This window comes from Candidatus Thiodiazotropha sp. AKIB8 (assembly GCF_058244675.1).
Genome location: NZ_JBSYOO010000035.1, coordinates 36891 through 60405, shown reverse-complemented (window position 1 = coordinate 60405; position 23515 = coordinate 36891). Strand labels below are relative to the sequence as shown.

Genomic DNA, 23515 nt, shown 5'->3' with positions numbered 1-23515 from the left:
TCTCATCTTAATAACCAGTGCTTCTGGCATGGCACAGAGCGGCCATCTAATAGACAATCAACCTATCCCGCAAGCAGATCCATCCCTGCTGTATGAGGGTACAATTCAGTATTTTTCAATCCTTTCAAAGACCGCACTAAAGAGTAGCGAATGCAAAACACCCCTCCAAGCAGACAAAAAGTGTATAACTCTTTTCCGAGATAAAAATAACGGTGCTTTGGTGCAACCTCTATTGCTGTTACTGATGGCCCTGGGCTTGATCGGGCTTGGCATCGCTACACGAATCAAGTGAGAATCGATTGATAAAAAGCCTGTGGTCCGCTTCACTCAAACGGCGGCACACCTCACGCCCCAGATTCATATAGATCAACAGATACTGTTCATGATCCATACCGTAAAGCTCAGCCAGTTGAGCTGCCTTGATCTGAATCGCACGGCAACTTTCCAAGGCCTTGACGGCAGCGCTGCGTGGTTTGCAATCCATCAATGCCATTTCACCAAAACAGTCACCCAAACTAAGCTCTCTCAGCATATAGAGCTTATCTCGCCAGGTTCTATAGATAGCAACACGTCCCTGCTCCAGGATATAGATCGAATTATCGAGATCTCCCTCTTCGAAAAAATAGTGCTCTTTTTCGAGCTCAATTAGAGAGGCGTTTTTAAGTAAAAAATCCAGCGTGGACTCACTAACCCCACCAAAGATAGGCATACTCTGAAGCATGCTGATTCTCGATTGATGCATATGCCGCCCCATTGCTTTGACAATATATCATTAGTTTAGATGGAATTAGATAAACTATTAACCCGGCACCTTAATATAAGGCATCAAAGTAAAAAAATGACTGAATTCAAGAAGCACGAAGATAACGATTACGCAACTTATTCAGCACCCAACCGATAACAGGGAGGTTTTCATACACATACTCACCCGAATCCCAATAATCTATATGTTCAATCACCTCTCCCTTAGGATTGAATTTCACCTCACTCAGACCTTCAATTCTTTGCTGCACCAATTTGCCTTTCACAAGGTAGTGAAAAGTCCAGGAGATATAACCCACATCACCATGTCCGCAATAGTTATGAATTTCGAAACGGCTCGTTTCACAAACATTAAACATGTGTTGAAATACTCTTTTTACACCTGCAACTCCTCTGACATCATTGAATGGATCTTTAAATCTTACCTGATCACTGAACAGGCGATCACAGTCCTTCAATCCATCATTGTCTATATGTTCAAAGAATTCCTTATATCGAGAAAGCCAATCTTCAATGTCACTCATTTCAAGAGCCTCCGCATAAGCAGAAAATAGAGTGAATAGGGTAGAAACTTTAAAAAATTCATAATAAGTGCAAAACCAGTAGGAAATCTGATTTCAAAGTTACCTGATGGAAGGTTTTTCATAATCGCCTTTGCTGCTTCTTCAGGAGTAATCAAAAATGGCATTTTAAAACGATTCTTGTCTGTTAACTCGGTGGCCACAAACCCCGGATTTATCAAACGTAAAGAGACACCTTCCCTGATCAATTCCGGATGAAGAGATTCAGCTAAACTGATCAATGCTGCCTTACTGGCTCCATAGGGAGCTGCCCCCGGCAGACCGCAATAGCCTGACAAGCTTGCGGTAATCAGTATTTCACCTCTATGTTGCCTGCGCATATCAGGCAGCAGCGCTGAAAGACAATTTACCACACCAAGATAGTTGACATTGATTAGCTTATGAAAAAGATCCAAATCAAAATCTTCAAGCTTCATGGGCGAATAGTCACCTGCATTCAGAAAGGCTAGATCAATCTGCCCATACTCTTTCTGGATAGAGTCAACAACTTGCTTGACTGCACCCTTGTTGGTTACATCTAGAGGAATTAGATGCATATTGTCTCCACCTGACTCCTTGACTGTTTCAATTAGCCGCTCACTATTTCTCCCTGAGATCACCACCTCCCATCCTAAATCTTTCAATGCAAAAGCAAGGGAACGACCAATACCACTCCCCCCCCCGGTGACCCAGGCAACTTTAGGTGTTGATCTGCTGTATTCAGGACTACCTTGCATAACTTAACCTCAGCTTTCGATACAACTAAAACTACAAATTATCAGTGGGATTAATCTTATATATTTGTTTTTACAGAATATTTATTGTTTTTATCACTTAAAGTCACCCGCCAATATCACTCTTGTACAACTATTGTAGTTGATAATTGACTTTTTTTGTACAACACTTGTACACAAATACAAATCGGGATGACAGACGTGACTCAGACAACCACTCATCGAATAGGCATTGTAGGTAGCGGGATTGCAGGATTAAGTGCAGCCTGGCTGCTCAGAAACAAGTATCAAGTTGATCTATATGAGCAGAATGATTATGTCGGGGGGCATACTCACACAGTCGAAGTAGAAGAGGATGGAAAGATCATACCTGTTGATACCGGTTTTATAGTCTACAACGAACCCAACTATCCTCTGCTAACACAACTTTTCAGATATATGGATGTTGAAACCCAAAACACTGATATGTCATTTGCCGTTTCAGTCGACAAAGGAAGACTAGAGTATGCAGGAGACAATCTTGGTAAATTGTTTGCTCAGAAACGGAATATCATCGATATTAAATTTTTATCAATGTTAAGGGAGATAGTGCGTTTTAATCGTGATTGTCTGGCATACATTGAAGATAACAATCACGACTTGAGTCTCGGAGATTTTCTCGACCAGAACGGTTACAACCAGCAATTTCGTTATGATTATCTTCTACCCATGGCAGCAGCAATATGGTCGTGTCCCACAAGAACCATGCTCTCATTTCCATTTAGCAGCTTTGCACGCTTTTTTAATAACCATGGACTGATAAGTTTAAAAAATCGACCCCAATGGAAAACCGTGGTCAATGGTAGCTGGCAATATGTAAAAAAGATGTCTGCCGCTTTGGGTAGTCGTATAAAAGTAAAGCAGCAGGTTGTCAGCATAAAGCGTCTACCTGATGGGGTTGAGGTTATCACGCAAGATGGCCAAAAAACGAAATACGACAACCTGATCTTAGCCTGCCACGCAGACCAAGCTGTCTCATTGCTGGATAACCCCAAACCACTCGAAGCTAAATTACTCAATAAGTTCCGATACCAGGAAAACATAGCCTACTTACATTCAGATTCAGCTTTGATGCCAAAGTCGCGAAAAGTCTGGTCGTCATGGAACTACCTATCTGATGATAAGCATATAGAAGAGAGAGATGTATCCGTCAGCTACTGGATGAATCGTCTGCAACGGTTGGATAGCAAACGTGACTATTTTGTCTCTCTTAATCCTCTACAGTCTCCTCGCGATGAATGCACAGTTGCAACAATCACATATGACCATCCTGTATTCGACAGTGCTGCACTCTATGCTCAGGAAATGCTGGATCAGATACAGGGCAAGGAGAGAATCTGGTATTGCGGAAGCTATTTCGGATACGGTTTCCATGAAGACGCTTTGCGCTCATCGGTAGAACTGGCATCAAGACTTGGCGTGAGTGAGCCTTGGATGACGGAAAATAGATATATTCCGTATCAGAACAATATTGACAAGTTGGCATCACTTGCAAGAAGTGCAGGAGTTTAACCGATGCCTGTTAATTCGAGCAGAATTTATTTGACAGATGTTATGCATCAACGAAACTTCCCGGTTAAGTATCGTTTTTCATATCCAGTGTTCAGCCTGCTACTCAATCTCGATCAACTTGAGCAGGATATCAAATCATTGCGACTGCTCTCAATCGATCGCTTTAACCTACTCTCTTTCATGCGTAAAGATCATGGTCCCAGAGATGGCTCCAGCCTCAAATCATGGGCCAATGACTTTTTGAGAAAGCAAAATATAGATCTTGAAGGTGGCGATATTCAACTACTTTGCTTTCCAAGAATACTCGGCTATGGATTCAATCCAATCAGCATCTGGTATTGCTTTCACCTTGATAACAGTTTGAGAGCACTGATCTGTGAAGTGAATAACACATTCAATGAACATCATTTCTATCTGATCCATAACCATGGTGAGCCATTGTCATGGCCAGTCAAAGCAGTAAAAGAAAAAAGAATGCACGTCTCACCACTCATCGGCATGCAGGCTAAGTACCATTTTAATTTCAAAAAACCTGGCGACCGGATCGGCGTGGTCATCAATGAGTATCAGGACAACAGACTGATGCTTACAGCAAGTCAATCAGGTGTATCTCATGCTCTGGATGATAGGAACCTCTTGGCCGCATTAGTTAGAACTCCTCTGATGACATTCAAAGTCATGGCAGCGATTCATTGGCAGGCATTGAAAATATGGTTGCGTGGCGCGCCATTCTTCCCGAAACCTCGACCTCCAAAGGAGCAGATTTCCTCATGAGCAGTCTACAAACACAATCACTACAACGACTCACCTCTCGTATAGATCTTATTGATGACTTTCTGAGCCGCTTAGATTGTCTGGCTTATGGCAGCTTGGAAATCACGGCTAACGGGAGACGTTTTATCCTCAATGGCAAATCCTCAGGAGCTACCGCGAGGATTGAGATAGTTAATTTTTCAGATTTCATAAAGAAGCTATATATCAAGGGTGATATAGGTTTCGCAGAAGCCTATATGGCAGGTGACTGGAGAACCCATGACCTTACAGGTTTACTCTATTTGCTTGCAAAAAACAGGTACAGATTCACGCGACTTCGTAGAGCCTCACGCCTGTCAAACATGGTAAATCGCTTACATCACTGGACTCGACGGAATACCAAACAAGGCAGTGCTAAAAACATTGAGGCTCACTACGACCTTGGGAATAGTTTCTACAAATTATGGTTGGACTCCAGCATGACCTACTCCTGCGCCTTATTCCAAAGTGAGGATGAGTCTCTAGCAAACGCCCAGAACAACAAATATCAAAGAATCCTTGATTTACTCGATCCTCAACCAGGATCAAAATTGTTGGAAATAGGTTGCGGCTGGGGTGGGTTGGCAATAACTGCTGCCAGACAGGGGTTTAAAGTAGATGGAATTACACTTTCACCATCCCAACTTTCATGGGCAAATGAGAAGGTCATAGATGAGGGGCTCAGCAGTGAAGTAAATTTAAGTTTAACTGACTATCGAGATATCAGTGGCGAGTATGATCATATCGTTTCCATAGAGATGTTTGAGGCTGTTGGAGAAGCCTATTGGGGAGACTATATGGCACAGATTTCCAATCACCTTAAACCGGGTGGCAGTGCAGCACTGCAGGTAATAACCCTTGATAAAAAAGTTTTCAACGATTACAGGGAGAAACCTGACTTTATACAAAGGTACATTTTCCCTGGAGGAATGCTTCCTCCAATTTCGACTCTAATCGAAACAGCTGAAAAATTCGGTCTAAAGCTAGAGAGAAATGATAAATTTGGTCTCGATTATGCGGAAACCCTAAAGCAGTGGCAAATTAATTTCAATCAGGCTAGTGATAAAGTTATAGCTCAGGGATTCGACCAACGCTTTATCCGTATGTGGCGTTATTATCTCAGCTATTGTGAAGCCGGCTTTCGCGATGGCCGCCTGGATCTACATCAGATTCTGTTACGTAAAAGCAGATGAAAAAATGAGTCAGTGGTGGAAACAACTGATGTGGTATGGCCTACCTGGTCTACCGTTGGCATTTTTGGGATTGCCACTGGTTATTTTTTTGCCTCCAATTTACGCTGATGAATTTGGCTTGGGAATGGCAAGTGTTGGTTTCCTGCTCATGTTCTCACGTTTGTGGGATCTCTGCTCTGATCCTGTCGCAGGTTACCTGGGTGACCGATTCAATATTAAAAACGGACGTAGAAGATTGATGATCTATAGTGGCGCCCCGCTATTGATCATATCCTGCTATATGCTCTTCATTCCATCTGGCATACCTGACGCAGCTTATCTGCTGATTTGGTCAGCACTGTTATATACAGGCTGGACATGGGTAGTTATTCCATATTCAGCCTGGGGCGCTGAACTCTCTACGGACTACACCAGGCGATCGCAAATCACATCAGTTAGAGAGATTTATGTGCTGATTGGCACGTTAACTGTAGTAACCATTCCTCTACTGATTGCAGACCATCAAAACAGTCAGTTATTAGAAATAGTCGGCATTATATTTATAGTAACTTTCCTGCTTTCCATGCCTGGATTGCTGCTAGTTCCGAATCAGGTAAAAGAGGGCAAACAAACAGGATTAAAGGAAGGGATGAAGCTTCTCAAGAAGAATGCTCCTTTAAAAAAGCTTTTACTTGCCTATTTGTTAAACGGTATCGCAAATGCCATACCTGCCAGTCTTTTTTTGCTCTATGTTGAGTTTGCTTTGGGACTCAGTGACAAAACATGGCTATTTCTCACCGTATACTTCGCATCAGGGCTATTGGGTCTACTGATCTGGTTACCCCTGTCCCACCGTATACAGAAACACTCCGCGTGGGCTGTGGCATTGGTATTCTCAGCATCTGTTTTTGTCTGGGTACCTCTGCTACCTAGCGGTGAAATATATCCTTTTCTTATTATCTGCCTGTTGACAGGTCTCAGCCTTGGAATTGACATCTCACTACCAGCTGCCATCCAGGCAGATGTAATCGATATCGACAGAGCTGATGGCGGTGGTGAACGGGCAGGAATTTTCTTCGGTCTGTGGGGTATGGCTACGAAACTGTCACTGGCACTAGCCATTGGACTTGTCTACCCCCTGGTTCAATCAAATGGGTTCAACCCTACCCTGCCAACCGAGCAGGGCATACAGGCGCTTATCCTCGCCTATGGCTTACTTCCAATTCCATTCAAGCTGGCAGCAGCCTGGATGATATGGCATTTCCCACTGAATAGCCGGCAACTCAAAATTTTACAAAGGAGTACTAATAGTGAAATTTCTTACCAACAAATGGCTACTCAGCCTGGTTCTGCTGATGACACTAGGGTGCTCCAACATGAAACCCATTGACTATCTGGAAACTCAACCGGAGTTCGATCTATTTGAGTATTTCGATGGAGAGCAACAAGCCTGGGGCGTCTTTGTTGATAGATTCGGAACATTACGCAAAAGATTCACGGTTAAGATTGTTGGCAACGTCACTGACAACCTCTTAAAGCTAGAAGAATCGTTCGTTTATGATGATGGGTTTACTCAACAGCGGGTGTGGCTGATAAACCGGGTGGATAAACACAACTATACAGGTACAGCTTTGGATATTGTCGGTGAAGCAAAGGGGCAAGCATACGGTAGCAGCCTGCAATGGCAATATAAGATGGACCTTTCGATCAATAACAAGGATTGGCGAGTTCATTTTAACGACTGGATGTTTCTCATAGATGAAGAGACACTGGTTAATAGAGCTGAAGTCACCAAGTTTGGTATCAAAATCGGAGAAGTCCTACTATTTTTTAGAAAGAGTGTAAATCATGACTAAGCATACTTATTTCAGATCACGCATATTGACTGTTATTTTACTGGCACTGCTTTACAGTTCTCAGGTATCTGCAAACCAGGGGATGAAGATCAAAGATATTCACTTCGATCAATACCTTTTGACGGATAGTGGTGAACTGGAACTTAAAGGTGCAGGAATGTTGACATGGGGTATCTTGATCGACCTATACGCAGCTGCTCTTTATACCTCTCAAGACAGTGCCAAACAGGAGAGACGACTGGTAATACACTACCTGGTACCTGTCAAGGTATCGCAAATTCGCAAAACTGCTGAAAAATTCATATTGGAGCAGCAAGGAGAAAACAGGCTGGAGATGATACGTCCCTCTTTGGATCGGTTACATGCTGCAATGCATGATGTTCAACCCGGTGATCGCTATGCCTTGACTTCCACAGACCAGGGAGAGATAAAACTTGAGCTCAATCATCAGGAAGTAATATCCCTCTCAGACAGAATTCTTGCTGAGTCATACATGGATATATGGTTAGGACAGAATCCTATTGATGATAAATTGAGATTGAGTCTGATTGGGCAATAGCAGGTTCTTTCGAGATATCCTCGCTATATGCCAGCATATTTTGCCTCTAAGATCATCCACCCCCGCCAGGTAAAGAGCTTCCTCAACAGAATTCTGGCAGCAAAAGTACTTTTTCTACACCTTTATTGAACCACCCACTTCAATCAATTGTCTGGTTATCGTAGAATTAAACCAGAGCGACAACCATGCCGATCCTGACATGCGCTTAACATCCATATGGCATTTGTTTGTTAAGGTATAAGAAATGAAGCAATTACCGATCAGTTTACAGCTGCTCAAGCAGGCTTTGGATACTGCCAATGACGGATTAGTGATCGCTGAACGGGAAGGTGATGACACTATCCTACTATATGTAAATAGTGCTTTTGAACGGCTTACCGGCTATACAGAGGAAGATATCCTCTATCAGGACTGTCGATTCCTTCAAGGGGAAGACCGAGACCAGGAGGCTCGCCAGGTCATTCGCCAAGCGATTGAATCTAATCAACCCTGCCGAACCAGGCTTCGTAACTACCGCAAGGATGGCTCCCTCTTTTGGAACGAATTGAGCATTACCCCAATTATCAGCGCTGAAGATGGTCTAACTTACTATATCGGCATTCAAAAAGATGTCACTAAAGAAGTTGAAATCGAACAAGAATTAGAACAGGCAAAACAGCGCATTAAACAGCTGGAAAAGAAACTTACAAGCAAGGATTGACCACTATTCAAACCTCTTTTCATCCTCCTTATGAAACTGGGCGCTTGTAGAACAGTGGTAATTTCAGATGTTTAAAGCGCTATATATTATTACTGATTTACAAACTTCATTCTCATAATGCTTTTCCGGATAAGAGCCAGCACGCTCACTTAAGTTTATTGCCAACCATCAGCCCATGAATTTCACACAATCAGCCACCTCTAGATTCGGCCTCATCATAATTGGTGATGAACTGCTATTTGGTAGCAGAAATGACCAACACCTAGCCCATTTCCGTAGCCTACTCAGAGCGCATGGTAAGCAACTCATCAGATCCTGGATACTACCTGATGAGGAACTGAGCCTTACCCGTCATCTCTCATTCTCTATGGCAGCACAACACCCGGTATTCGTCTGCGGCGGCATTGGCGCAACACCTGATGATTTAACTCGAAGCTGTGCAGCTCAGGCATCAGGAGTCACGCTGGAACGCCATTCCGAGGCTAAACATCTTATCGAAGATCAATTTGGGGAAGCAGCCTATCCGACTCGCATAAAAATGGCCGATCTCCCTATGGGGTGTGATCTGATTCCAAATCCACACAACCAGATACCTGGTTTCAGCATCAATCGACACTACTTTTTACCAGGTTTCCCAGAAATGGCCTGGCCGATGGCTGAGTGGGTGCTGAAACACTACTATTCAGGTGCCAAGTGTAAGTTCCAGGAAAAATCGCTACTTGTGCTTAACACACCAGAAAGCTCACTCGTGCCGCTTATGGATGATATGAATCTCCACTTGAGTGATCTCAAACTTTTCAGTCTTCCAAAATTTGGCAGTCAAGGGACTATCGAACTGGGCTTACGCGGTAGCGGTGATATCGATAGCGCGTTTAAATTACTACAGAAATCACTTGCAGAGTATGAGATACCTTTTCAAATGATTGAATAGTTTACTTGTTACTTCTGCATAACTCTTTGCAGCTCTTCCACAATATGCAAACTGTGGTTTTTTGCATCCACTTTTCTGTATATAGCGGCAATCTTACCTGCCGGATCAATGATAAAAGTCTGCCTTTTAGCGAAAATGAAGGGCCATAACCTAAACAATGAACCATAGGATTGAGCGACTCTGCCCTCTACATCAGATAGAATTGGAAATCCAAGCTCGAATTTCTCAGCAAATCTCTGATGGCTTCTCTGATCATCTGTGCTCACCCCAAGAACCACTACTTCCAACCCCTCAAAAACCGAGCGCTGATCTCGAAAAGCACAAGCTTCAGTTCTACAGCCTGGTGTATCATCTTTGGGGTAAAAATAGAGTACTACCCAACGACCACGGTAATCCTTCAAGCTATGCGCTTTACCGGTCTGATCATGGAGGATGAATTCTGCCGCCATATCACCAAGTTTCATAACAGATATTACCTATTACAAGTCATGCTCTATTGCCTTGATAGAAACCACAAGATCAGCATGCTCATTATGTACAATATTATCCAACTAAGATGTGACTTTTTGTACAACTCAGAGTCACAATGTTATACCTATTCGTTCACCTTTGCAGGAGCAAAACATGAAAGTAGCAATTTTAGGTGGCACTGGATTTGTTGGCCAATATCTAGTGGATGCACTGGTGCGACAGGGAGATACGCCAAGAGTACTGATCAGACATATTCCGAAGCAGATGCCTATGGCTGGAGATCAAGTGGAATGGTTTGCAGGTAACATAGAAGATAACAATAGTATAAGAATGCTATTGAAAGATGTTGATGCAGTGATTTATAACATCGGTATTCTAAGGGCCTTTCCTGAACAAGGTATCACCTTTGAAAAGTTGCAATACAGAGGAGTAGTGAAAACTGCAGCTCTGGCCCGGGAGATGGGTCTAAAGCGCTTCATTCTTATGAGTGCTAACGGGATAGACCACAAACTGACACCATACCAAAAGACTAAAGTTGCTGCGGAGGAGAATCTGAAACATAGCCAGCTTGACTGGACCATATTCAGACCATCAGTCATCTTTGGTAACCCACGTGGGCGTCAGGAGTTTGCATCGATGTTGAAAAAGGAGATCATCGATCCACCTCTACCCGCGCCACTCTTCTATGAAGGATTAATTCCTCACGAACCAGGCGGATTTAAACTCTCACCTGTTCATGTTGAAGATGTTGCCCAGGCTTTTGCAAAGTCACTGACAAAACAAGAAACCATTGGCAAAACCTATACTCTGGGTGGCCCTGAAGATTTAAGCTGGCGAACCATCCTCAGATTAATTGCCCAGGCAAATAGTAAAGAAAAACTGATGCTACCCGTACCGACTTTCGCCCCCAGCATGGTAGCCATGTTACTCGATAGATACTCCTGGTTCCCCATCAGCAGAGATCAGATTCGAATGTTGACCAAAGGCAATATATGTAGAGGTGACGAAATATATAAGCTTTGCAGTATTGATCCAAAATCATTCTGTCCAGAGACTATTCAGTATCTTAACAGTGAATATAAAGCTACTGAAGATGACACTGCACCTGCCTGCTAGTGGGTCTTGCGGGTAATTCGGTATTAAACAACTGGAAAAAATCGGAATCGATCATCATGCAAGAAAACGTACTCCCAAAACTGCCACAAAGTCAGATCCCGGAGAGTCGGGGAAAGAGGATATTGAAACTTGGCCAGTTGGCAGGTGGAATGGCTGGAGGTGCTTTTACTGAAGGCGTGAAACGATTGTTCACTGGAGAATCCCTGAACCCTTCCACTCTACTTCTTACACCAGCCAATGCCAACCGTTTATCCAAACAACTTGCTGAGTTGCGTGGAGCGGCAATGAAGCTTGGTCAGATGATCTCTATGGAAGCGGGTGACCTGTTACCTGAAGAATTCAGTCAACTCCTGACACGGTTACGCGAAGACGCTGATCAGATGCCATTAGGTCAAGTAGCCCAGGTACTTGAGCAGAACTGGGGAAAAGATTGGGATCGTCAGTTCAAACGGTTTAACTTTACCCCAATTGCTGCAGCCTCGATCGGGCAAGTGCATGAAGCGATAACGAAACAGGGGCGACACCTGGCAATTAAAATCCAGTACCCTGGCATTCGTAAAAGCATAGATAGCGATGTAGATAATGTCGCATCCCTACTAAAGTTGTTTCGAATGATTCCAGAAGAACTGAATGTCAATAGCTTACTTGTCGAAACAAAACAACAACTACACCAGGAAGCAGACTATTTTCAGGAAGCAGTAAACCAAAAGTCATATGCAGTGCAATTGGGATCTGTAACTGGATTCAAACTACCTACTCCGGTTGATGATATGACAACAAGAGAAGTACTGTGTATGGATTTCATACCAGGAGTACCCTTGGATCAGCTTACTCAACACTCATCGGAGATTAAAAATGCAGTTGCCCATCGACTAACATGGCTTTCACTTCAAGAAACCTTTCGCTGGGGCATGGTTCAAACCGACCCGAATTTTGCGAACTATCGATATGACGATAAAACTGAACAATTAGGACTGCTTGATTTTGGCGCTGTTCGATATTATGAAAAACCTCGCATTCTGGCCTTCCACAACTTACTGAGCAGTTTATTGGAAGATGATATAAAACAAGTGGAACAGGCTGCAATCGAAGTGGGTTATCTAGATCCTCAAGCACCGGAACTCTACCGTTCTGCGATCTGCAATCTATTGAAGCATGTCGCCGAACCTATGAGACAGAATGGAAGCTACGATTTTGCAAACTCGGATTTGATGACGCGAATGAGCGAACAGGTGATTTATCTTCGTCTAAATCAACACTATTGGCACCTGCCACCACATGATGTTCTGATGCTACATCGTAAACTGGCAGGACTCTACCTGGCATGTGTACGATTGAAGGCCAAGGTTGATGTGCGTGCCCTGATTCTTGATATTTTATCCTAGGGCCAGTTCTATTAACCCGGCGACTAAGTATGTCGTCTTCAGGGTTAATAGTCACGGAAACAGTACATTTTCGCGACAAGAGGCCGGTTTGTGACTTGCTCAGAGATTCCCTGGTTATTTATTCCCTGCAGTTGATGGGTTGAACCACTTAAGCAACACTAATCCAACCACGGCAGAAAGCCCTGACCCCAGTAAAATACCAATCCGGTCACCCATAATCACCGCACCCTCCCCACTCTGCTCAAATGCCAGTGAAGCAATGAACAGACTCATAGTGAATCCAATCCCACACAACACCGAAGTCGCAAAAAATCCAGACCAACTTGCTCTAGTGGGTAGCTGAGCAAAGCCCAACAAAACTGCCACTCCACAAAACAGAAGAATGCCTAAGGGTTTACCCAGAAACAGCCCAGCAGCTATTCCTAAAGGTATGGGTTCAAGTAAATCACTAACACTTAAGCCTGAAAGTGAAACCCCTGCATTGGCAAAGGCAAATACCGGCAAGATAAGAAACGCTACCCATTGATGCAGGCCATGTTCAACCTCCCTTAAGGGGGAGCGACTTTCATCCTTAGGATCTTTAATTGGAATCATTAAACCCAGTACCACACCAGCTAGTGTGGCATGAACACCCGACTTCAATACGGCTATCCAGAGTATAACCCCAACAACCAAATAGGCGGATAAGCGCGTTACATTCTTAATATTCAATAGAAAAAGAGTCGAAATCGCGGTAATAGCCACAATCAAACTGGAGAGGGAGAGGTCAGCAGTATAAAAAATAGCAATAATAATGATCGCTCCCAAATCATCAAAAATTGCCAGGGCCATTAAAAACACACGCAATGAGACAGGCACCCGATTTCCAGCCAATGACAGAATGCCCAGTGCAAAGGCGATATCAGTCGCGGCAGGGATAGCCCAGCCACTCAGTGCGATGGGGTCTCCCACATTAAAGGCAAAATAGATGGCGGCAGGAACCAGCATCCCACCAATTGCCCCCAAACCAGGTAGAACAATCTGATCAATACGTGACAACTCCCCCTCTAGAAACTCCCTTTTCACCTCCAAGCCAATTAGCATAAAAAATACAGCCATTAAGCCATCATTGATCCATAAAAGCAGTGGCTTGGCCAGGTGCAGAGCACCGACTCGAATCTCAACAGGGGTATTCAGCAGAGAATCATAGATCCAGTTCAGGGGTGAGTTCTCCAACAACATGGCAAACACAGCTGCAAAAATCAGGATAATGCCACTTGCAGAGTCCCTTCGCATAAAGTCCTGAATCCATTCAGAAAACTCTTTTGCATATACTTGATTATTATTCATGATTATTCAGTACCCCAGCCATCTCTATAGATGAGTAACTTCAGTTTTTTTATTTATACACCCAATCAAAACAGGTCAAACTAAACAGGTGTAGTGTTCTGTTGCTGATCACTATTGTCCAACAAAATGGGTTTGGCTTACAGAGTAATTTTACTTAGCTGGCATGCTTTGAAGGATACTTTATTATAGCTTGTCAGTTCCTTCATGAGCCGATGATAAATTATTGCTTAAGAAGAAACTTCTGGGAGAGCAGAAAAATAGACAAAGTGGCCTCTAAAACCATGCATGTAAACAGTTAAGATAGAGTAAACCAATAGAATATTATTCGTCGCAATGTCAGAATGACAAAGCAGAAGACGATCTCTGATTAACTAACAAGTTACCTTATATTCTTTAAAGCAGCTCTTTTATCGCACTAACCAACTGCTGACTTTCAGGTTTAATCTGACTGGGAAAACTCCCAATTAATTCACCTTCGCGATTCAGTAGATATTTATGAAAATTCCAAGCTGGATACTCTCCCGCCTGGCGCGCAAGTTCTTGATATAGAGGATCAGCATTTCCTTTGCGAACAACTATCTTTTCGAACATCGGAAACTCTATGCTGTAGGTATTTCGGCAGAAAGACTGAATCTCTTTTTCGCTCCCAGGTTCCTGGGAACCAAAATCATTACTGGGAAAACCCAATACAACCAGTCCTCTCTCTTTGTAAGTACGGTAAAGCTGTTCCAAACCATCATACTGGGGAGTAAACCCACATTTACTTGCTGTATTTACAATCAGTACAACCTTTCCAGAATAGGCATCACAAAGGTTAATTTGAGAATCATCAGCAAGTTTACGTTTGTCAAAATTGAGCGTATCAGGGCATTTTTCAGCACTGACCTGGTGGGTTACCAGCAACATCATGATTAATATTATTCTCATCATATCATCAGATTTCCGCTTGAGTGCATCGAATCTTTATCTAGAGATTCCCACCGAGAGCGATTTCCAGTCCAGCTAGTTATATCACTGATATGTTTGTTATTTAGTGTTTTCCCTGATTTATCAGGTAATTCATTTAACAGGCTGGGTATTTCTTGCTGTATGTAGGTCAGTGCTTTTTTAAGGGATTTAATCACAGCCCTTGAGGTCACTGTTGCTCCAGTGATCTGATCAAACTCTCCACCATCACGTTTAACACCCCAATCATCTTGTTTTGGCGAAGTTAGAGAATGACCATGAAACTGCTTCAACCAATCAGATCGACTCGACTCAATCTTGTCACCCAGGCCAGGTGTCTCATGGTGCGCCACTACCTCAACACCAGAAAGGGTTCCATCAGCCAATATGCCCATTAGCAGGGTTATCTTACCGTTATACCCATGTTGGGCTTCCACACTCAGCAATGTAGCGATAAGATGACCTTTCAATGTTGCAGTATAAACTGTGACAGGCTCTCCACGATTAATCCATTCAGCTGATTCTAGTTTTATCGGATGATCAAATGGGTGATTATCATATCGCTCCGACTCAAGCACCTGATTAAACGCCTGACGGGTGGCTTCCCGTTGATTTTCAAATATCTGTTCGGCTGTAACCTGATGGACCAAACTCACCATCGTTACCCCAATTGCAGTGAAAATTCCAACAGTCAGACCTGTCGAAATCAGTTTGTAGAAGTGACTTGGTAGTCTGTTCATTACATTTGCACTACATACTGATAATTGATTTCAAAACCCATCAGGCGAATATTGACAATCAGCCTTCATCAATACCTTCATCAATCGGATTATGGATTATTTCATGGAGTCGGCTGCCGGGCACAACTGAACTCAGTATTTCAGCCCCACTCTCTTCTATGATATGCATCTGTTGATCATAGAATCGTTCTGTCTCTTGAATCTGCCTCTCGTATCCACTCATGTTACACCTCGGAATTTGCATAATATTTAAAGTATATTCTTGTACACAACATGTACAAATATTACTTTAGTAGTTATCTGACCAATGTCCAGTAGTGAATGCCTTGTAAAAAACAGGGTACTTTCAGGCAGACTGGATATCTCTTAACAAATCACCACTCTTTCTTCAATCTTCACTTAAAAGTTGTACAGCATTCAGGATAAACACAAATATTGGTAACTTAACCACTGGATTATTAACGAAAGGGAGGCATATAGAGAGCAGACCAAATCTGGTGCCAAAAAAAAGGGGTGCTTGGCAGCACCCCGAAAAACCGGTAGAGACTACCGGCGGAGGATCATAAGTAAAACTATTTTATCCGTTCATCCAGCCACTGGCCGATTGCAGGAGGGACTTGCTTCTGAGCTTTTCCACTGACGTAAATACCGATGTGGCCACCAGGAAAAGAGAGTTCGGTATAGTCTTTGCTGCTGGTTCTGTCACGCAGTGCACGGGATGCATCGGGTGGAACCAGATGATCTTGCTCAGCATAGATATTGAGTACCGGACAGGTGATATTTTTCAGGTCAATCTGACGATCACCAATAGTTACGCCCCCCTCCAGAAAACCGTTTTTCTGGTAGAAGTCTTTAGTGAATTGACGGAAAGTCTCACCAGCTTGATCAGGACTGTCAAAGATCCACTTCTCCATGCGCAGGAAGTTTTTCAGTTTGTCCTCATCTTCCAGCACATCCACCATGCTCAGATATTTCTGGCCGGTAAGACTGAAAGGCTTGAGCGAGAGAAATGTCCAGTTGAGTAACTCTCCCGGTACATTACCCAAAGTGTCGATGAGTAGGTCGACATCCATATGTTGTACCCATGCAGAGAGCATGTTGTCCGGTGTCTTGAAGTCTACCGGGGTTACCATGGTAACCAGATTTTTTACCTTGTCTGGATGCATAGAGGAGTAGCAGAGGCTGAATGCACCTCCCTGGCAAATCCCCAGAAGGTTGATTTTATCCAATTTATGGCGCTTGCGAATGACATCGACGCAGCGATCCAGATAACCATTGATGTAGTCATCCATTGTGAGCGCACGATCTGCCTCATCGGGATAACCCCAATCCACCAGATAGACATCCTGGCCTGCTGCCAGCAGATTTCTTACGGTAGATCGATTTTCCTGAAGGTCGGTCATATAGGGGCGATTCACCAGCGCATAGACGATCAGTGTAGGCACCGAACTCTGAACCACATCGGCAGGCGACTCGTATCTATAGAGGCGTAATTTATCCTCGGAATAGACCTCGACTTTGGGAGTAACCCCAGCATCAATCTTCTCCGCATTCAGCAAATTTTCGACACCTTTGCCAAGTTTACGGCTGTAGTCGAGCATCTCTTCGGCCATCTGGTCTGGCCGGATATTAAATGGTTGCACGTCTCTTCTCCTCAATTCCTATCATGTGATCTTCACAGTGATAAAGTTCGGGTGCTTCAGCTTTTAGGCTGAGCCTTTTTGGTTGTGGCTTTCTTTTTCACGCTGGCTTTTTTCTTGGCAGCAGGCGCAGGTTTCACTGCCGCTTCCGCAGAAGCCTGTTTAGGCTTACTGGTTGCCATCGAGCGTAATTCAATCATCTGCTCTTTGAGCAATTCGATCTCAGCCTTCATCGACTTGGATTCACGACGGGACTCCTGCAAACGATCCTGAAGGGTGCGAAGTTCTCGACGGGTTGGCATATTCAATCCACCCAGAGTTTCATCAACCACATGTCCCATGCGCTGCTTCAGTTTCATAAGACTGTTGACCAGAGAGCCATGAATCTTCGCGTATTCCGGGGTCATGACCTGCTCGCCATAAACCTCTTCACTACTGCTGACCCATAGATCGTATAGTCCGCGGGCACTATCGATCTGTTTGCCGCTTTCTGCCACTTCCTGGATCTTATCCTTCATGCGATTGGCGGAGAGCAATCCCAGGTTGGAAAAGAACTGCATGTACTCACCCAGATTGCGTTGATACTGCATCACAGAATTGGTGAGTTTTTTATACTGACCCTCTTCTTCGCGCATATAGCCAAGTCCGGGGGCGCTCAGAAAGCGTTCCAGGCCATCCTGACTCGGCATATTTCTCAACAAATCCCCAGGCATTATAGAGAGGGAGGAGACCATCCTCTGCCAGTTATCCATCGGCATTTCCCAAAATGCCATCATTTTGTGCATGGCGTCGTCGCCAGCACTCTCTGTGCCGTTAAAGACACCCTCCAGACTGTTCGAGAACATCTTTTGCAGGTCACTGACAGTACGATTCGCAGCATCCATCCAGTTAGTACTGTTCTGGGCATTGCCGTAGTAACCCTCAGCCAGGCGGAAGTAGCTTTTAGTCTGCTCCATCATCTTGCCCATAAAGTTACCTGTCATATCGCTGGTAGAGGGGGATACCGCCTGCCACCAGTGATCCATTGCACTTTCAATGGGAGATTTAGGTGCTTCCATACCCATCGCCTTACGGCTCATATCAGTCCAGTTCTCCCAATACTGCTGCTGGACTTTCATCCAATCATCATTCCAAAACGCTGATTCACTCATGGTATTGTCTCGTCGTTATGTCACTTTGGTCTTTGTGTCTCATTTGGGTTGAACTGCTATTTGTCACATAAGCTTGTCTGATTAAAGACAAAGGACTATAAAAACCCAGCAGTGAACACTCATACCCACTAAGCTAGCAATAAAATTTGTGCGCTGCAACATTTTTTGTTAAAACATAATCTACGGTTGGCCTAATCATGGTGCAGTGCGATTATCCAAAGCCGCCAAGCGTCTGTCTTTGAGTGAGACTGACAGAGATCAATAAACTAAAAATTATGAGGATTACCCAACGTGAGCGAAAACATAGTCATCGTAGGAGCAGCCCGTAGCGCCATCGGTACATTCAGTGGCAGCCTGGCCAAAATCCCAGGACATGAACTTGGTGCTACCGTCATTAAAGGCTTGCTGGAACGGAGTGGCGTTAAGCCTGATCAGGTCGATGAAGTAATTCTTGGACAGGTGCTAACCGCAGGAACAGGCCAGAATCCTGCGCGCCAGGCAAGTATCGCAGCCGGCCTTCCGGTAGAGACCCCTGCCCTCACCATCAACAAAGTTTGCGGTAGCGGCCTGAAGGCTGTCCACTTGGCAATGCAGGCAGTTGCCTGTGGAGATGCCGAGATTGTTGTGGCTGGTGGTCAGGAAAATATGAGCATGTCGCCACATGTCCTGCCCAACTCTCGTAATGGAAGCAAAATGGGTGACTGGAAACTGGTCGACACCATGATCAAGGATGGCCTGTGGGATGCCTTCAATAACTACCACATGGGTACTACTGCTCAAAACATTGCCGACAAGTTCGGTTTCAGCCGGGAAGCTCAAGATGAGTTTGCCGCTGCATCCCAACAGAAAGCAGAGAGCGCCCTCAACGACCAGGTTTTCAATGACGAAATCGTCCCTGTTGAGATTCCTCAACGCAAAGGTGAGCCACTGGTTTTCGATCGTGACGAATTCCCTCGTGCCGGAACCACCGCTGAATCCCTCGGCAAATTGCGCCCTGCTTTCTCCAAAGAGGGCACTGTAACTGCCGGTAACGCTTCAGGACTGAATGATGGTGCTGCAGCGGTACTGGTTATGTCTGAGAGTAAAGCCCAGGAATTAGGTCTCACCCCCTTGGCCCGGATTGTTGCATTCTCCTCAGCAGGTGTTGATCCTGCAATTATGGGTACAGGACCTATCCCTGCCTCGACAAAATGTCTCGAGAAGGCTGGCTGGACTACCAATGATCTGGACAGGATTGAAGCCAATGAAGCCTTCGCAGCCCAAGCCATGTGCGTCAATCAAGAGATGGGCTGGGATAAGGCGAAGGTAAATGTTCACGGTGGCGCTATCGCTCTGGGTCACCCAATCGGCGCCTCCGGATGTCGAGTACTGGTCACCCTGCTGCATGAAATGAAGCGGAGTAACAGCCAAAAAGGACTGGCAACCCTCTGTATCGGTGGCGGTCAGGGTGTCGCAATGGCAGTCGAAAAAGTCTAACTGACGACTCCCCCGGAGCGCTTATCAGCCTCCTGGGGGAGGCGCTTACTCACACACAAGTCATTATTTCCTCACTCAATCCAAAGAATCATTCTGTTCAATGCTTAGAATGTTGTAAACTGGTCGGATCGAATTATCAGCCATAGCAGCAGAAATATGTCAGATCGCATTATTAAAAAATATCCCAATCGTCGTTTATACGATACAGAGCAGAGTAAATACATCACTCTGACCCAACTCCGTCAGCTGATTGTCGGCGGTGAGTTGATCAAAGTTATCGACTCCACCACTGAAGATGACATCACCCGTTCCATACTGCTACAGATCATTCTGGAGAGTGAATCTGGTGGCAAACCACTCTTCACCGCCGATATGCTCTCTCAAATCATCCGCTTCTATGGCGGCACGCTGCAGGGTATTTTCGGTAACTACCTCGAGCAGAGTCTGGGGCTGTTCACAGCACAGCAGGAACAGATCAAGAAGAATATGGGTGAAGATCCATTTAGCGCAATGACCAACCTGGCTCAAAACAACATGAAAATGTGGTCGGATATGCAGAAAGATTTTTTTGCTGCAGCTGGTTTTTCAGCTTCAAAAAAGGAAGATAAGTAGCCTATGAGCTAATTCAGCTCAATTCACATTGAAATATAACCCATTGTTTTTATTAGTAATAATAATATAACTGATTAGCCAACCAGATCCACCTCAGTTACAGACAAAAAAATCTTTGTGCGGCGCACAATTTTTCTTGACAAGCTCCCGAAACTGCCATATGCTGCACTGCAACAATGCTGCAACGCACAACCAACTAGGAGCGCACAACATGGCAAACGCAAAAGAGAGCATCGAGATGATCAACGAGTTCAACACTACCGGTTACGATAGTATTCGTCAGTTGACCGACATCAGCCTGAAAACCTGGAACCAGGTTATGGAAGCACAGATGAACACCTTCAACAGCCTGATGACAACCAGCATGGACCAGCTGAAGCTTGTTTCTGAAGCAAAAGATTACCACGAAGTCGTTCGCGGCCAGATGGACATGACCCGTAAACTGGGTGAAGAGATGATGAACAAGACCCGTGAAGCAGTAGAGATGAGCCAGAAAACCGGTGAAGAAGTACGTAGCTGGTACGAGAGCAACCTGGCTACTGCCAACGAGCAGATCAGCAAAGCAGCAGAAAAGGCTGCCTAATCCAGCCCTGGATTTCGTGCTGTTAAAACCGGCGCCTGGTGCGCCGGTTTTATTTCTTTAAAGTCCGTAGATTGTAGACGGATGAATCATTCCACCAATCCAGTCTTTATCGAAAGACTGTTCATTCACCACATTGAACACATAGGCATCTATGCTGGGTGAAAAGGTGGCATTTTAAATTTCAATTTTTCGAACTGTTGAATTCCTGTTATTCCAAATTGAGGAAATAGAATAATGAGCTGTAAAGACAAAATCGCTGTTATCACTGGTGGTCTTGGTGGTATCGGTACCGCAATCTGCCTGCGTCTAGCCCAGGAAGGTGCCAAAGTTGTAGCTACTTGCCATCCTGCAGAAACCGATCAAGTTGATGCCTGGAAACAGAGCCAACAGGATCAAGGTGCTCAGATTGATGTCGTTGCAGGTGATGTTTCCACTCCTGAAGGTGGCGAAGCTCTGATGAGTGAGATTGTCGAAAAATTTGGTCAGGTTGATATTCTCGTAAACTGCGCCGGTATTACCCGGGACACCACCATGAAGAAGATGACTTCCGACCAGTGGGATGCAGTCATCGACACCAATCTCAACAGCGTATTCTACGTCACCCGCCCAATTTGGAACGGCATGGTGGATCAGGGTTTTGGACGTGTTATCAATATCTCTTCTGTCAACGGTCAGCGTGGACAGTTTGGACAGACCAACTATTCAGCAGCTAAGGCAGGCATGCACGGTTTCACCATGGCTCTGGCCTATGAAGGTGCAGCAAAAGGCGTGACTGTGAATACTGTATCTCCTGGTTATATTGAAACCGCAATGACTGCAGCAATGCGAGATGACGTCCGCGAAGCTATTGTTGGCGGCATTCCAATGCGCAGGATGGGTCAACCAGAAGAGATTGCACAAGCAGTGGCATTTCTCGCTGATGACGCAAGTACCTATGTCACAGGTGCAAACCTACCTGTCAATGGTGGTCTTTTTATTCACTAGTTTATCACTTCTCCCTCGAGTGATTCTTTAACCCGGCATCCACTGCCGGGTTTTTTTTGCCCATACAGAAGATGTTTCATGGTTTGTATGACTGGTTCAGGGAGAGGAGAGCAGGCTGGCTATATAACTCAGGACTGATTCACTGGGTGGTCAGTCGAGAAATATTTTCGAAGACAATTACAGGATTGCTTGGCAATCACCGCTGCTAGTTGTTGAAAATCAGATATTTAGAGCTTTTACTAACCAGAACATAGAATCAACGCTTGATGTCGTAAGGATCGTCACCAAATGGATCAGGCCATGCAGGATCTTCAGGCCAGGCTTGTAAGCTTTTATTGAGTAACATCTTAATTCTCCTACAGTTATCTCTACTTCTATATACGCAATATCGGTGCCACAAGAAAAAACTCGATGATTTACATCAATATATGTAACGAGTAGAAGTAGATTCCTGGTGTATTGTAAAGCTTTTCGACGCTCTAACTGTCAGATTTATAGCGTTTTTCGGTAATATTCAACAAATGTTCGCTAGCTATTTGATAACGCTAGCCCCCACTTATAGAGCAATGTGTTAAGAAATTCGACACTTCATTGCGCTACCCCACGCATCCATTTTTTATTCTCAAACCGACAGTTATGGTAGATAGTCGATGTAGATATCCACCTTAGGAGTGCTCGCCCTTAAAAAACTATTCACAACCCTTAAAAAAGCTGTCATCTGATACTAAGACATCACGACATTGTGCTGTTGCATAGGTGAACCCACCAGGAACACTGAATTTGTCTTGCTTCTCCATTGAGACCAACTGCTTTGCAGCACTACATGACTCTCGCTCAGCGCACTGTTGCCCTTTACCACAAACCTTGGTTTGTAGTTTTTCACAGGGCGTCTTCTCCCCTGAGTTGTTCTGCGTACAGGGCTTGAAAAAATCCTCATTACCCAACCCTTCCAGACAGTGGGTGGAAGTTTCAAGTACCATACCAGCCCAACTTTCGTTCAGTTCTTCACGCTCCATTGCCAATAATTGACGGGCAGGATCACAGGATGGGTAGGAGCTGCACTCATTGTGCTCTCCACAAACTTTTCTCACCAGTTGCATACAGGCCGCATTGAGCCTGTCACGCTCCTGCTCGTGTTGAGCTTCGATTATTGCAACATCTTTGATTACCACCCCGTTCCTCACAATAATAACCGCACCATTGTCCAAACTATGGACACCATCCCATAGGGGAGAACTCACCCCCTCAGCAGTACGTGTTACCTTATTGGTGTTAGGGTCGATGTTTATATGACTCCCATCTTGCAATGCTCCCTGCCAAGCATAACTATCAGCGAGACTAACGGTTGAGAGCATTAACAGAAGTGTCGTGATCATGCGACGCAACAGCATGGTTTTTCACCCCATCAAAAAATCGATCAACGAATTAAAATCAGAAGAATATCACAGATCACCGGTTGTCGGAGA

Annotated in this window: 25 protein-coding genes; 14 read left to right on the top strand and 11 right to left on the bottom strand. The window is 44.5% G+C overall.

The genetic code is table 11. The features are described from left to right. Positions 1-238: 238 nt before the first annotated feature. The 3 genes from AC4IFB_RS10390 to AC4IFB_RS10380 form a co-directional block, all read right to left on the bottom strand. Positions 239-742 carry a Crp/Fnr family transcriptional regulator gene (locus AC4IFB_RS10390; RefSeq protein ID WP_490778425.1) on the bottom strand — a complete coding sequence of 168 codons (504 nt, stop codon included), beginning with the start codon at positions 740-742 and terminating at the stop codon, positions 239-241. Between the two features lie 106 nt (positions 743-848). Next, positions 849-1286, bottom strand: coding sequence for a nuclear transport factor 2 family protein (locus AC4IFB_RS10385; RefSeq protein WP_490778424.1), 438 nt, complete (start codon positions 1284-1286; stop codon positions 849-851). Beyond that, the gene (locus tag AC4IFB_RS10380) at positions 1283-2059 is read right to left on the bottom strand and encodes an SDR family NAD(P)-dependent oxidoreductase (RefSeq protein ID WP_490780134.1); all 777 of its coding nucleotides are present in this window, start codon (positions 2057-2059) and stop codon (positions 1283-1285) included. Before AC4IFB_RS10380 ends, AC4IFB_RS10385 begins: the two co-directional genes overlap by 4 nt. A 198-nt stretch (positions 2060-2257) precedes the next feature. On the opposite strand from AC4IFB_RS10380, the gene AC4IFB_RS10375 reads away from it, so the two are divergent. The 8 genes from AC4IFB_RS10375 to AC4IFB_RS10340 all read left to right on the top strand — a co-directional run bounded on the left by AC4IFB_RS10375 (position 2258) and on the right by AC4IFB_RS10340 (position 9617). Next, positions 2258-3607: an NAD(P)/FAD-dependent oxidoreductase gene (locus tag AC4IFB_RS10375; RefSeq protein WP_490778422.1), complete on the top strand. Its 1350-nt coding sequence runs from the start codon at positions 2258-2260 to the stop codon at positions 3605-3607. Between the two features lie 3 nt (positions 3608-3610). Then, the gene (locus AC4IFB_RS10370; protein ID WP_490780133.1) at positions 3611-4381 is read left to right on the top strand and encodes a DUF1365 domain-containing protein; all 771 of its coding nucleotides are present in this window, start codon (positions 3611-3613) and stop codon (positions 4379-4381) included. After that, positions 4378-5592, top strand: coding sequence for a class I SAM-dependent methyltransferase (locus AC4IFB_RS10365; protein WP_490780132.1), 1215 nt, complete (start codon positions 4378-4380; stop codon positions 5590-5592). Before AC4IFB_RS10370 ends, AC4IFB_RS10365 begins: the two co-directional genes overlap by 4 nt. A gap of 4 nt (positions 5593-5596) precedes the next feature. After that, the gene (locus tag AC4IFB_RS10360) at positions 5597-6961 is read left to right on the top strand and encodes an MFS transporter (protein ID WP_490780131.1); all 1365 of its coding nucleotides are present in this window, start codon (positions 5597-5599) and stop codon (positions 6959-6961) included. Beyond that, positions 6948-7427 carry a DUF3833 domain-containing protein gene (locus AC4IFB_RS10355; RefSeq protein WP_490780130.1) on the top strand — a complete coding sequence of 160 codons (480 nt, stop codon included), beginning with the start codon at positions 6948-6950 and terminating at the stop codon, positions 7425-7427. Before AC4IFB_RS10360 ends, AC4IFB_RS10355 begins: the two co-directional genes overlap by 14 nt. After that, positions 7420-7986: a chalcone isomerase family protein gene (locus tag AC4IFB_RS10350; RefSeq protein ID WP_490778417.1), complete on the top strand. Its 567-nt coding sequence runs from the start codon at positions 7420-7422 to the stop codon at positions 7984-7986. Before AC4IFB_RS10355 ends, AC4IFB_RS10350 begins: the two co-directional genes overlap by 8 nt. Before the next feature lie 244 nt (positions 7987-8230). Beyond that, the gene (locus AC4IFB_RS10345) at positions 8231-8686 is read left to right on the top strand and encodes a PAS domain S-box protein (protein WP_490778416.1); all 456 of its coding nucleotides are present in this window, start codon (positions 8231-8233) and stop codon (positions 8684-8686) included. A 175-nt stretch (positions 8687-8861) separates the two neighbouring features. Then, entirely contained in the window at positions 8862-9617 is a 756-nt protein-coding gene (locus tag AC4IFB_RS10340; RefSeq protein ID WP_490778415.1) for a competence/damage-inducible protein A, read from the top strand. Between the two features lie 8 nt (positions 9618-9625). On the opposite strand, the gene AC4IFB_RS10335 is transcribed toward AC4IFB_RS10340, so the two are convergent. Continuing rightward, positions 9626-10081 carry a peroxiredoxin gene (locus AC4IFB_RS10335; RefSeq protein ID WP_490780129.1) on the bottom strand — a complete coding sequence of 152 codons (456 nt, stop codon included), beginning with the start codon at positions 10079-10081 and terminating at the stop codon, positions 9626-9628. A gap of 160 nt (positions 10082-10241) precedes the next feature. Between AC4IFB_RS10335 and AC4IFB_RS10330 the strand changes: the two genes are divergently transcribed. Beyond that, a complete protein-coding gene (locus AC4IFB_RS10330) occupies positions 10242-11204 on the top strand; it encodes an NAD(P)H-binding protein (protein WP_490780128.1) in 963 nt (320 codons plus the stop codon). Between the two features lie 56 nt (positions 11205-11260). Continuing rightward, a complete protein-coding gene (locus tag AC4IFB_RS10325; RefSeq protein ID WP_490780127.1) occupies positions 11261-12589 on the top strand; it encodes an ABC1 kinase family protein in 1329 nt (442 codons plus the stop codon). A 114-nt stretch (positions 12590-12703) separates the two neighbouring features. Here the strand turns inward: AC4IFB_RS10325 and nhaA are convergent, their stop codons facing one another. The 6 genes from nhaA to phaE all read right to left on the bottom strand — a co-directional run bounded on the left by nhaA (position 12704) and on the right by phaE (position 18394). Continuing rightward, positions 12704-13918, bottom strand: coding sequence for a Na+/H+ antiporter NhaA (gene nhaA / locus AC4IFB_RS10320; RefSeq protein ID WP_490778411.1), 1215 nt, complete (start codon positions 13916-13918; stop codon positions 12704-12706). Between the two features lie 393 nt (positions 13919-14311). Next, positions 14312-14848 (bottom strand): glutathione peroxidase, encoded by a 537-nt coding sequence (locus AC4IFB_RS10315; protein WP_490780126.1) that lies wholly within the window; start codon positions 14846-14848, stop codon positions 14312-14314. After that, positions 14845-15603, bottom strand: coding sequence for an electron transport complex subunit RsxG (gene rsxG / locus AC4IFB_RS10310; protein ID WP_490780125.1), 759 nt, complete (start codon positions 15601-15603; stop codon positions 14845-14847). Before rsxG ends, AC4IFB_RS10315 begins: the two co-directional genes overlap by 4 nt. 58 nt (positions 15604-15661) lie before the next feature. After that, positions 15662-15826: a hypothetical protein gene (locus AC4IFB_RS10305; RefSeq protein WP_490778408.1), complete on the bottom strand. Its 165-nt coding sequence runs from the start codon at positions 15824-15826 to the stop codon at positions 15662-15664. 349 nt (positions 15827-16175) lie between these two features. Next, entirely contained in the window at positions 16176-17246 is a 1071-nt protein-coding gene (locus AC4IFB_RS10300; protein WP_490778407.1) for a class III poly(R)-hydroxyalkanoic acid synthase subunit PhaC, read from the bottom strand. A 56-nt stretch (positions 17247-17302) separates the two neighbouring features. Beyond that, the gene (gene phaE, locus AC4IFB_RS10295) at positions 17303-18394 is read right to left on the bottom strand and encodes a class III poly(R)-hydroxyalkanoic acid synthase subunit PhaE (RefSeq protein ID WP_490780124.1); all 1092 of its coding nucleotides are present in this window, start codon (positions 18392-18394) and stop codon (positions 17303-17305) included. Positions 18395-18685: 291 nt separating this feature from the next. On the opposite strand from phaE, the gene AC4IFB_RS10290 reads away from it, so the two are divergent. From AC4IFB_RS10290 to phbB, 4 genes are all read left to right on the top strand, one after another. After that, a complete protein-coding gene (locus AC4IFB_RS10290; RefSeq protein ID WP_490780123.1) occupies positions 18686-19870 on the top strand; it encodes an acetyl-CoA C-acetyltransferase in 1185 nt (394 codons plus the stop codon). A 156-nt stretch (positions 19871-20026) separates the two neighbouring features. Further along, complete coding sequence (gene phaR, locus AC4IFB_RS10285; RefSeq protein WP_490780122.1) at positions 20027-20482, top strand: polyhydroxyalkanoate synthesis repressor PhaR; 456 nt, start codon at positions 20027-20029, stop codon at positions 20480-20482. 211 nt (positions 20483-20693) lie between these two features. Beyond that, the gene (locus AC4IFB_RS10280) at positions 20694-21065 is read left to right on the top strand and encodes a phasin family protein (protein WP_490778403.1); all 372 of its coding nucleotides are present in this window, start codon (positions 20694-20696) and stop codon (positions 21063-21065) included. A 234-nt stretch (positions 21066-21299) separates the two neighbouring features. After that, a complete protein-coding gene (phbB, locus tag AC4IFB_RS10275; RefSeq protein WP_490778402.1) occupies positions 21300-22049 on the top strand; it encodes an acetoacetyl-CoA reductase in 750 nt (249 codons plus the stop codon). Between the two features lie 689 nt (positions 22050-22738). On the opposite strand, the gene AC4IFB_RS10270 is transcribed toward phbB, so the two are convergent. After that, the gene (locus AC4IFB_RS10270; RefSeq protein ID WP_490778401.1) at positions 22739-23440 is read right to left on the bottom strand and encodes a hypothetical protein; all 702 of its coding nucleotides are present in this window, start codon (positions 23438-23440) and stop codon (positions 22739-22741) included. Between the last annotated feature and the right edge of the window lie 75 nt (positions 23441-23515).

Coding starts and splice junctions, on each gene's coding strand:
- AC4IFB_RS10390 (WP_490778425.1), bottom strand. CDS start 742: ATGCATCAATCGAGAATCAGCATGCTTCAGAGTATGCCTATCTTTGGT.
- AC4IFB_RS10385 (WP_490778424.1), bottom strand. CDS start 1,286: ATGAGTGACATTGAAGATTGGCTTTCTCGATATAAGGAATTCTTTGAA.
- AC4IFB_RS10380 (WP_490780134.1), bottom strand. CDS start 2,059: ATGCAAGGTAGTCCTGAATACAGCAGATCAACACCTAAAGTTGCCTGG.
- AC4IFB_RS10370 (WP_490780133.1), top strand. CDS start 3,611: ATGCCTGTTAATTCGAGCAGAATTTATTTGACAGATGTTATGCATCAA.
- AC4IFB_RS10365 (WP_490780132.1), top strand. CDS start 4,378: ATGAGCAGTCTACAAACACAATCACTACAACGACTCACCTCTCGTATA.
- AC4IFB_RS10360 (WP_490780131.1), top strand. CDS start 5,597: ATGAGTCAGTGGTGGAAACAACTGATGTGGTATGGCCTACCTGGTCTA.
- AC4IFB_RS10355 (WP_490780130.1), top strand. CDS start 6,948: ATGAAACCCATTGACTATCTGGAAACTCAACCGGAGTTCGATCTATTT.
- AC4IFB_RS10350 (WP_490778417.1), top strand. CDS start 7,420: ATGACTAAGCATACTTATTTCAGATCACGCATATTGACTGTTATTTTA.
- AC4IFB_RS10345 (WP_490778416.1), top strand. CDS start 8,231: ATGAAGCAATTACCGATCAGTTTACAGCTGCTCAAGCAGGCTTTGGAT.
- AC4IFB_RS10340 (WP_490778415.1), top strand. CDS start 8,862: ATGAATTTCACACAATCAGCCACCTCTAGATTCGGCCTCATCATAATT.
- AC4IFB_RS10335 (WP_490780129.1), bottom strand. CDS start 10,081: ATGAAACTTGGTGATATGGCGGCAGAATTCATCCTCCATGATCAGACC.
- AC4IFB_RS10330 (WP_490780128.1), top strand. CDS start 10,242: ATGAAAGTAGCAATTTTAGGTGGCACTGGATTTGTTGGCCAATATCTA.
- AC4IFB_RS10325 (WP_490780127.1), top strand. CDS start 11,261: ATGCAAGAAAACGTACTCCCAAAACTGCCACAAAGTCAGATCCCGGAG.
- nhaA (WP_490778411.1), bottom strand. CDS start 13,918: ATGAATAATAATCAAGTATATGCAAAAGAGTTTTCTGAATGGATTCAG.
- AC4IFB_RS10315 (WP_490780126.1), bottom strand. CDS start 14,848: ATGATGAGAATAATATTAATCATGATGTTGCTGGTAACCCACCAGGTC.
- rsxG (WP_490780125.1), bottom strand. CDS start 15,603: ATGAACAGACTACCAAGTCACTTCTACAAACTGATTTCGACAGGTCTG.
- AC4IFB_RS10305 (WP_490778408.1), bottom strand. CDS start 15,826: ATGAGTGGATACGAGAGGCAGATTCAAGAGACAGAACGATTCTATGAT.
- phaE (WP_490780124.1), bottom strand. CDS start 18,394: ATGAGTGAATCAGCGTTTTGGAATGATGATTGGATGAAAGTCCAGCAG.
- phaR (WP_490780122.1), top strand. CDS start 20,027: ATGTCAGATCGCATTATTAAAAAATATCCCAATCGTCGTTTATACGAT.
- AC4IFB_RS10280 (WP_490778403.1), top strand. CDS start 20,694: ATGGCAAACGCAAAAGAGAGCATCGAGATGATCAACGAGTTCAACACT.
- phbB (WP_490778402.1), top strand. CDS start 21,300: ATGAGCTGTAAAGACAAAATCGCTGTTATCACTGGTGGTCTTGGTGGT.
- AC4IFB_RS10270 (WP_490778401.1), bottom strand. CDS start 23,440: ATGCTGTTGCGTCGCATGATCACGACACTTCTGTTAATGCTCTCAACC.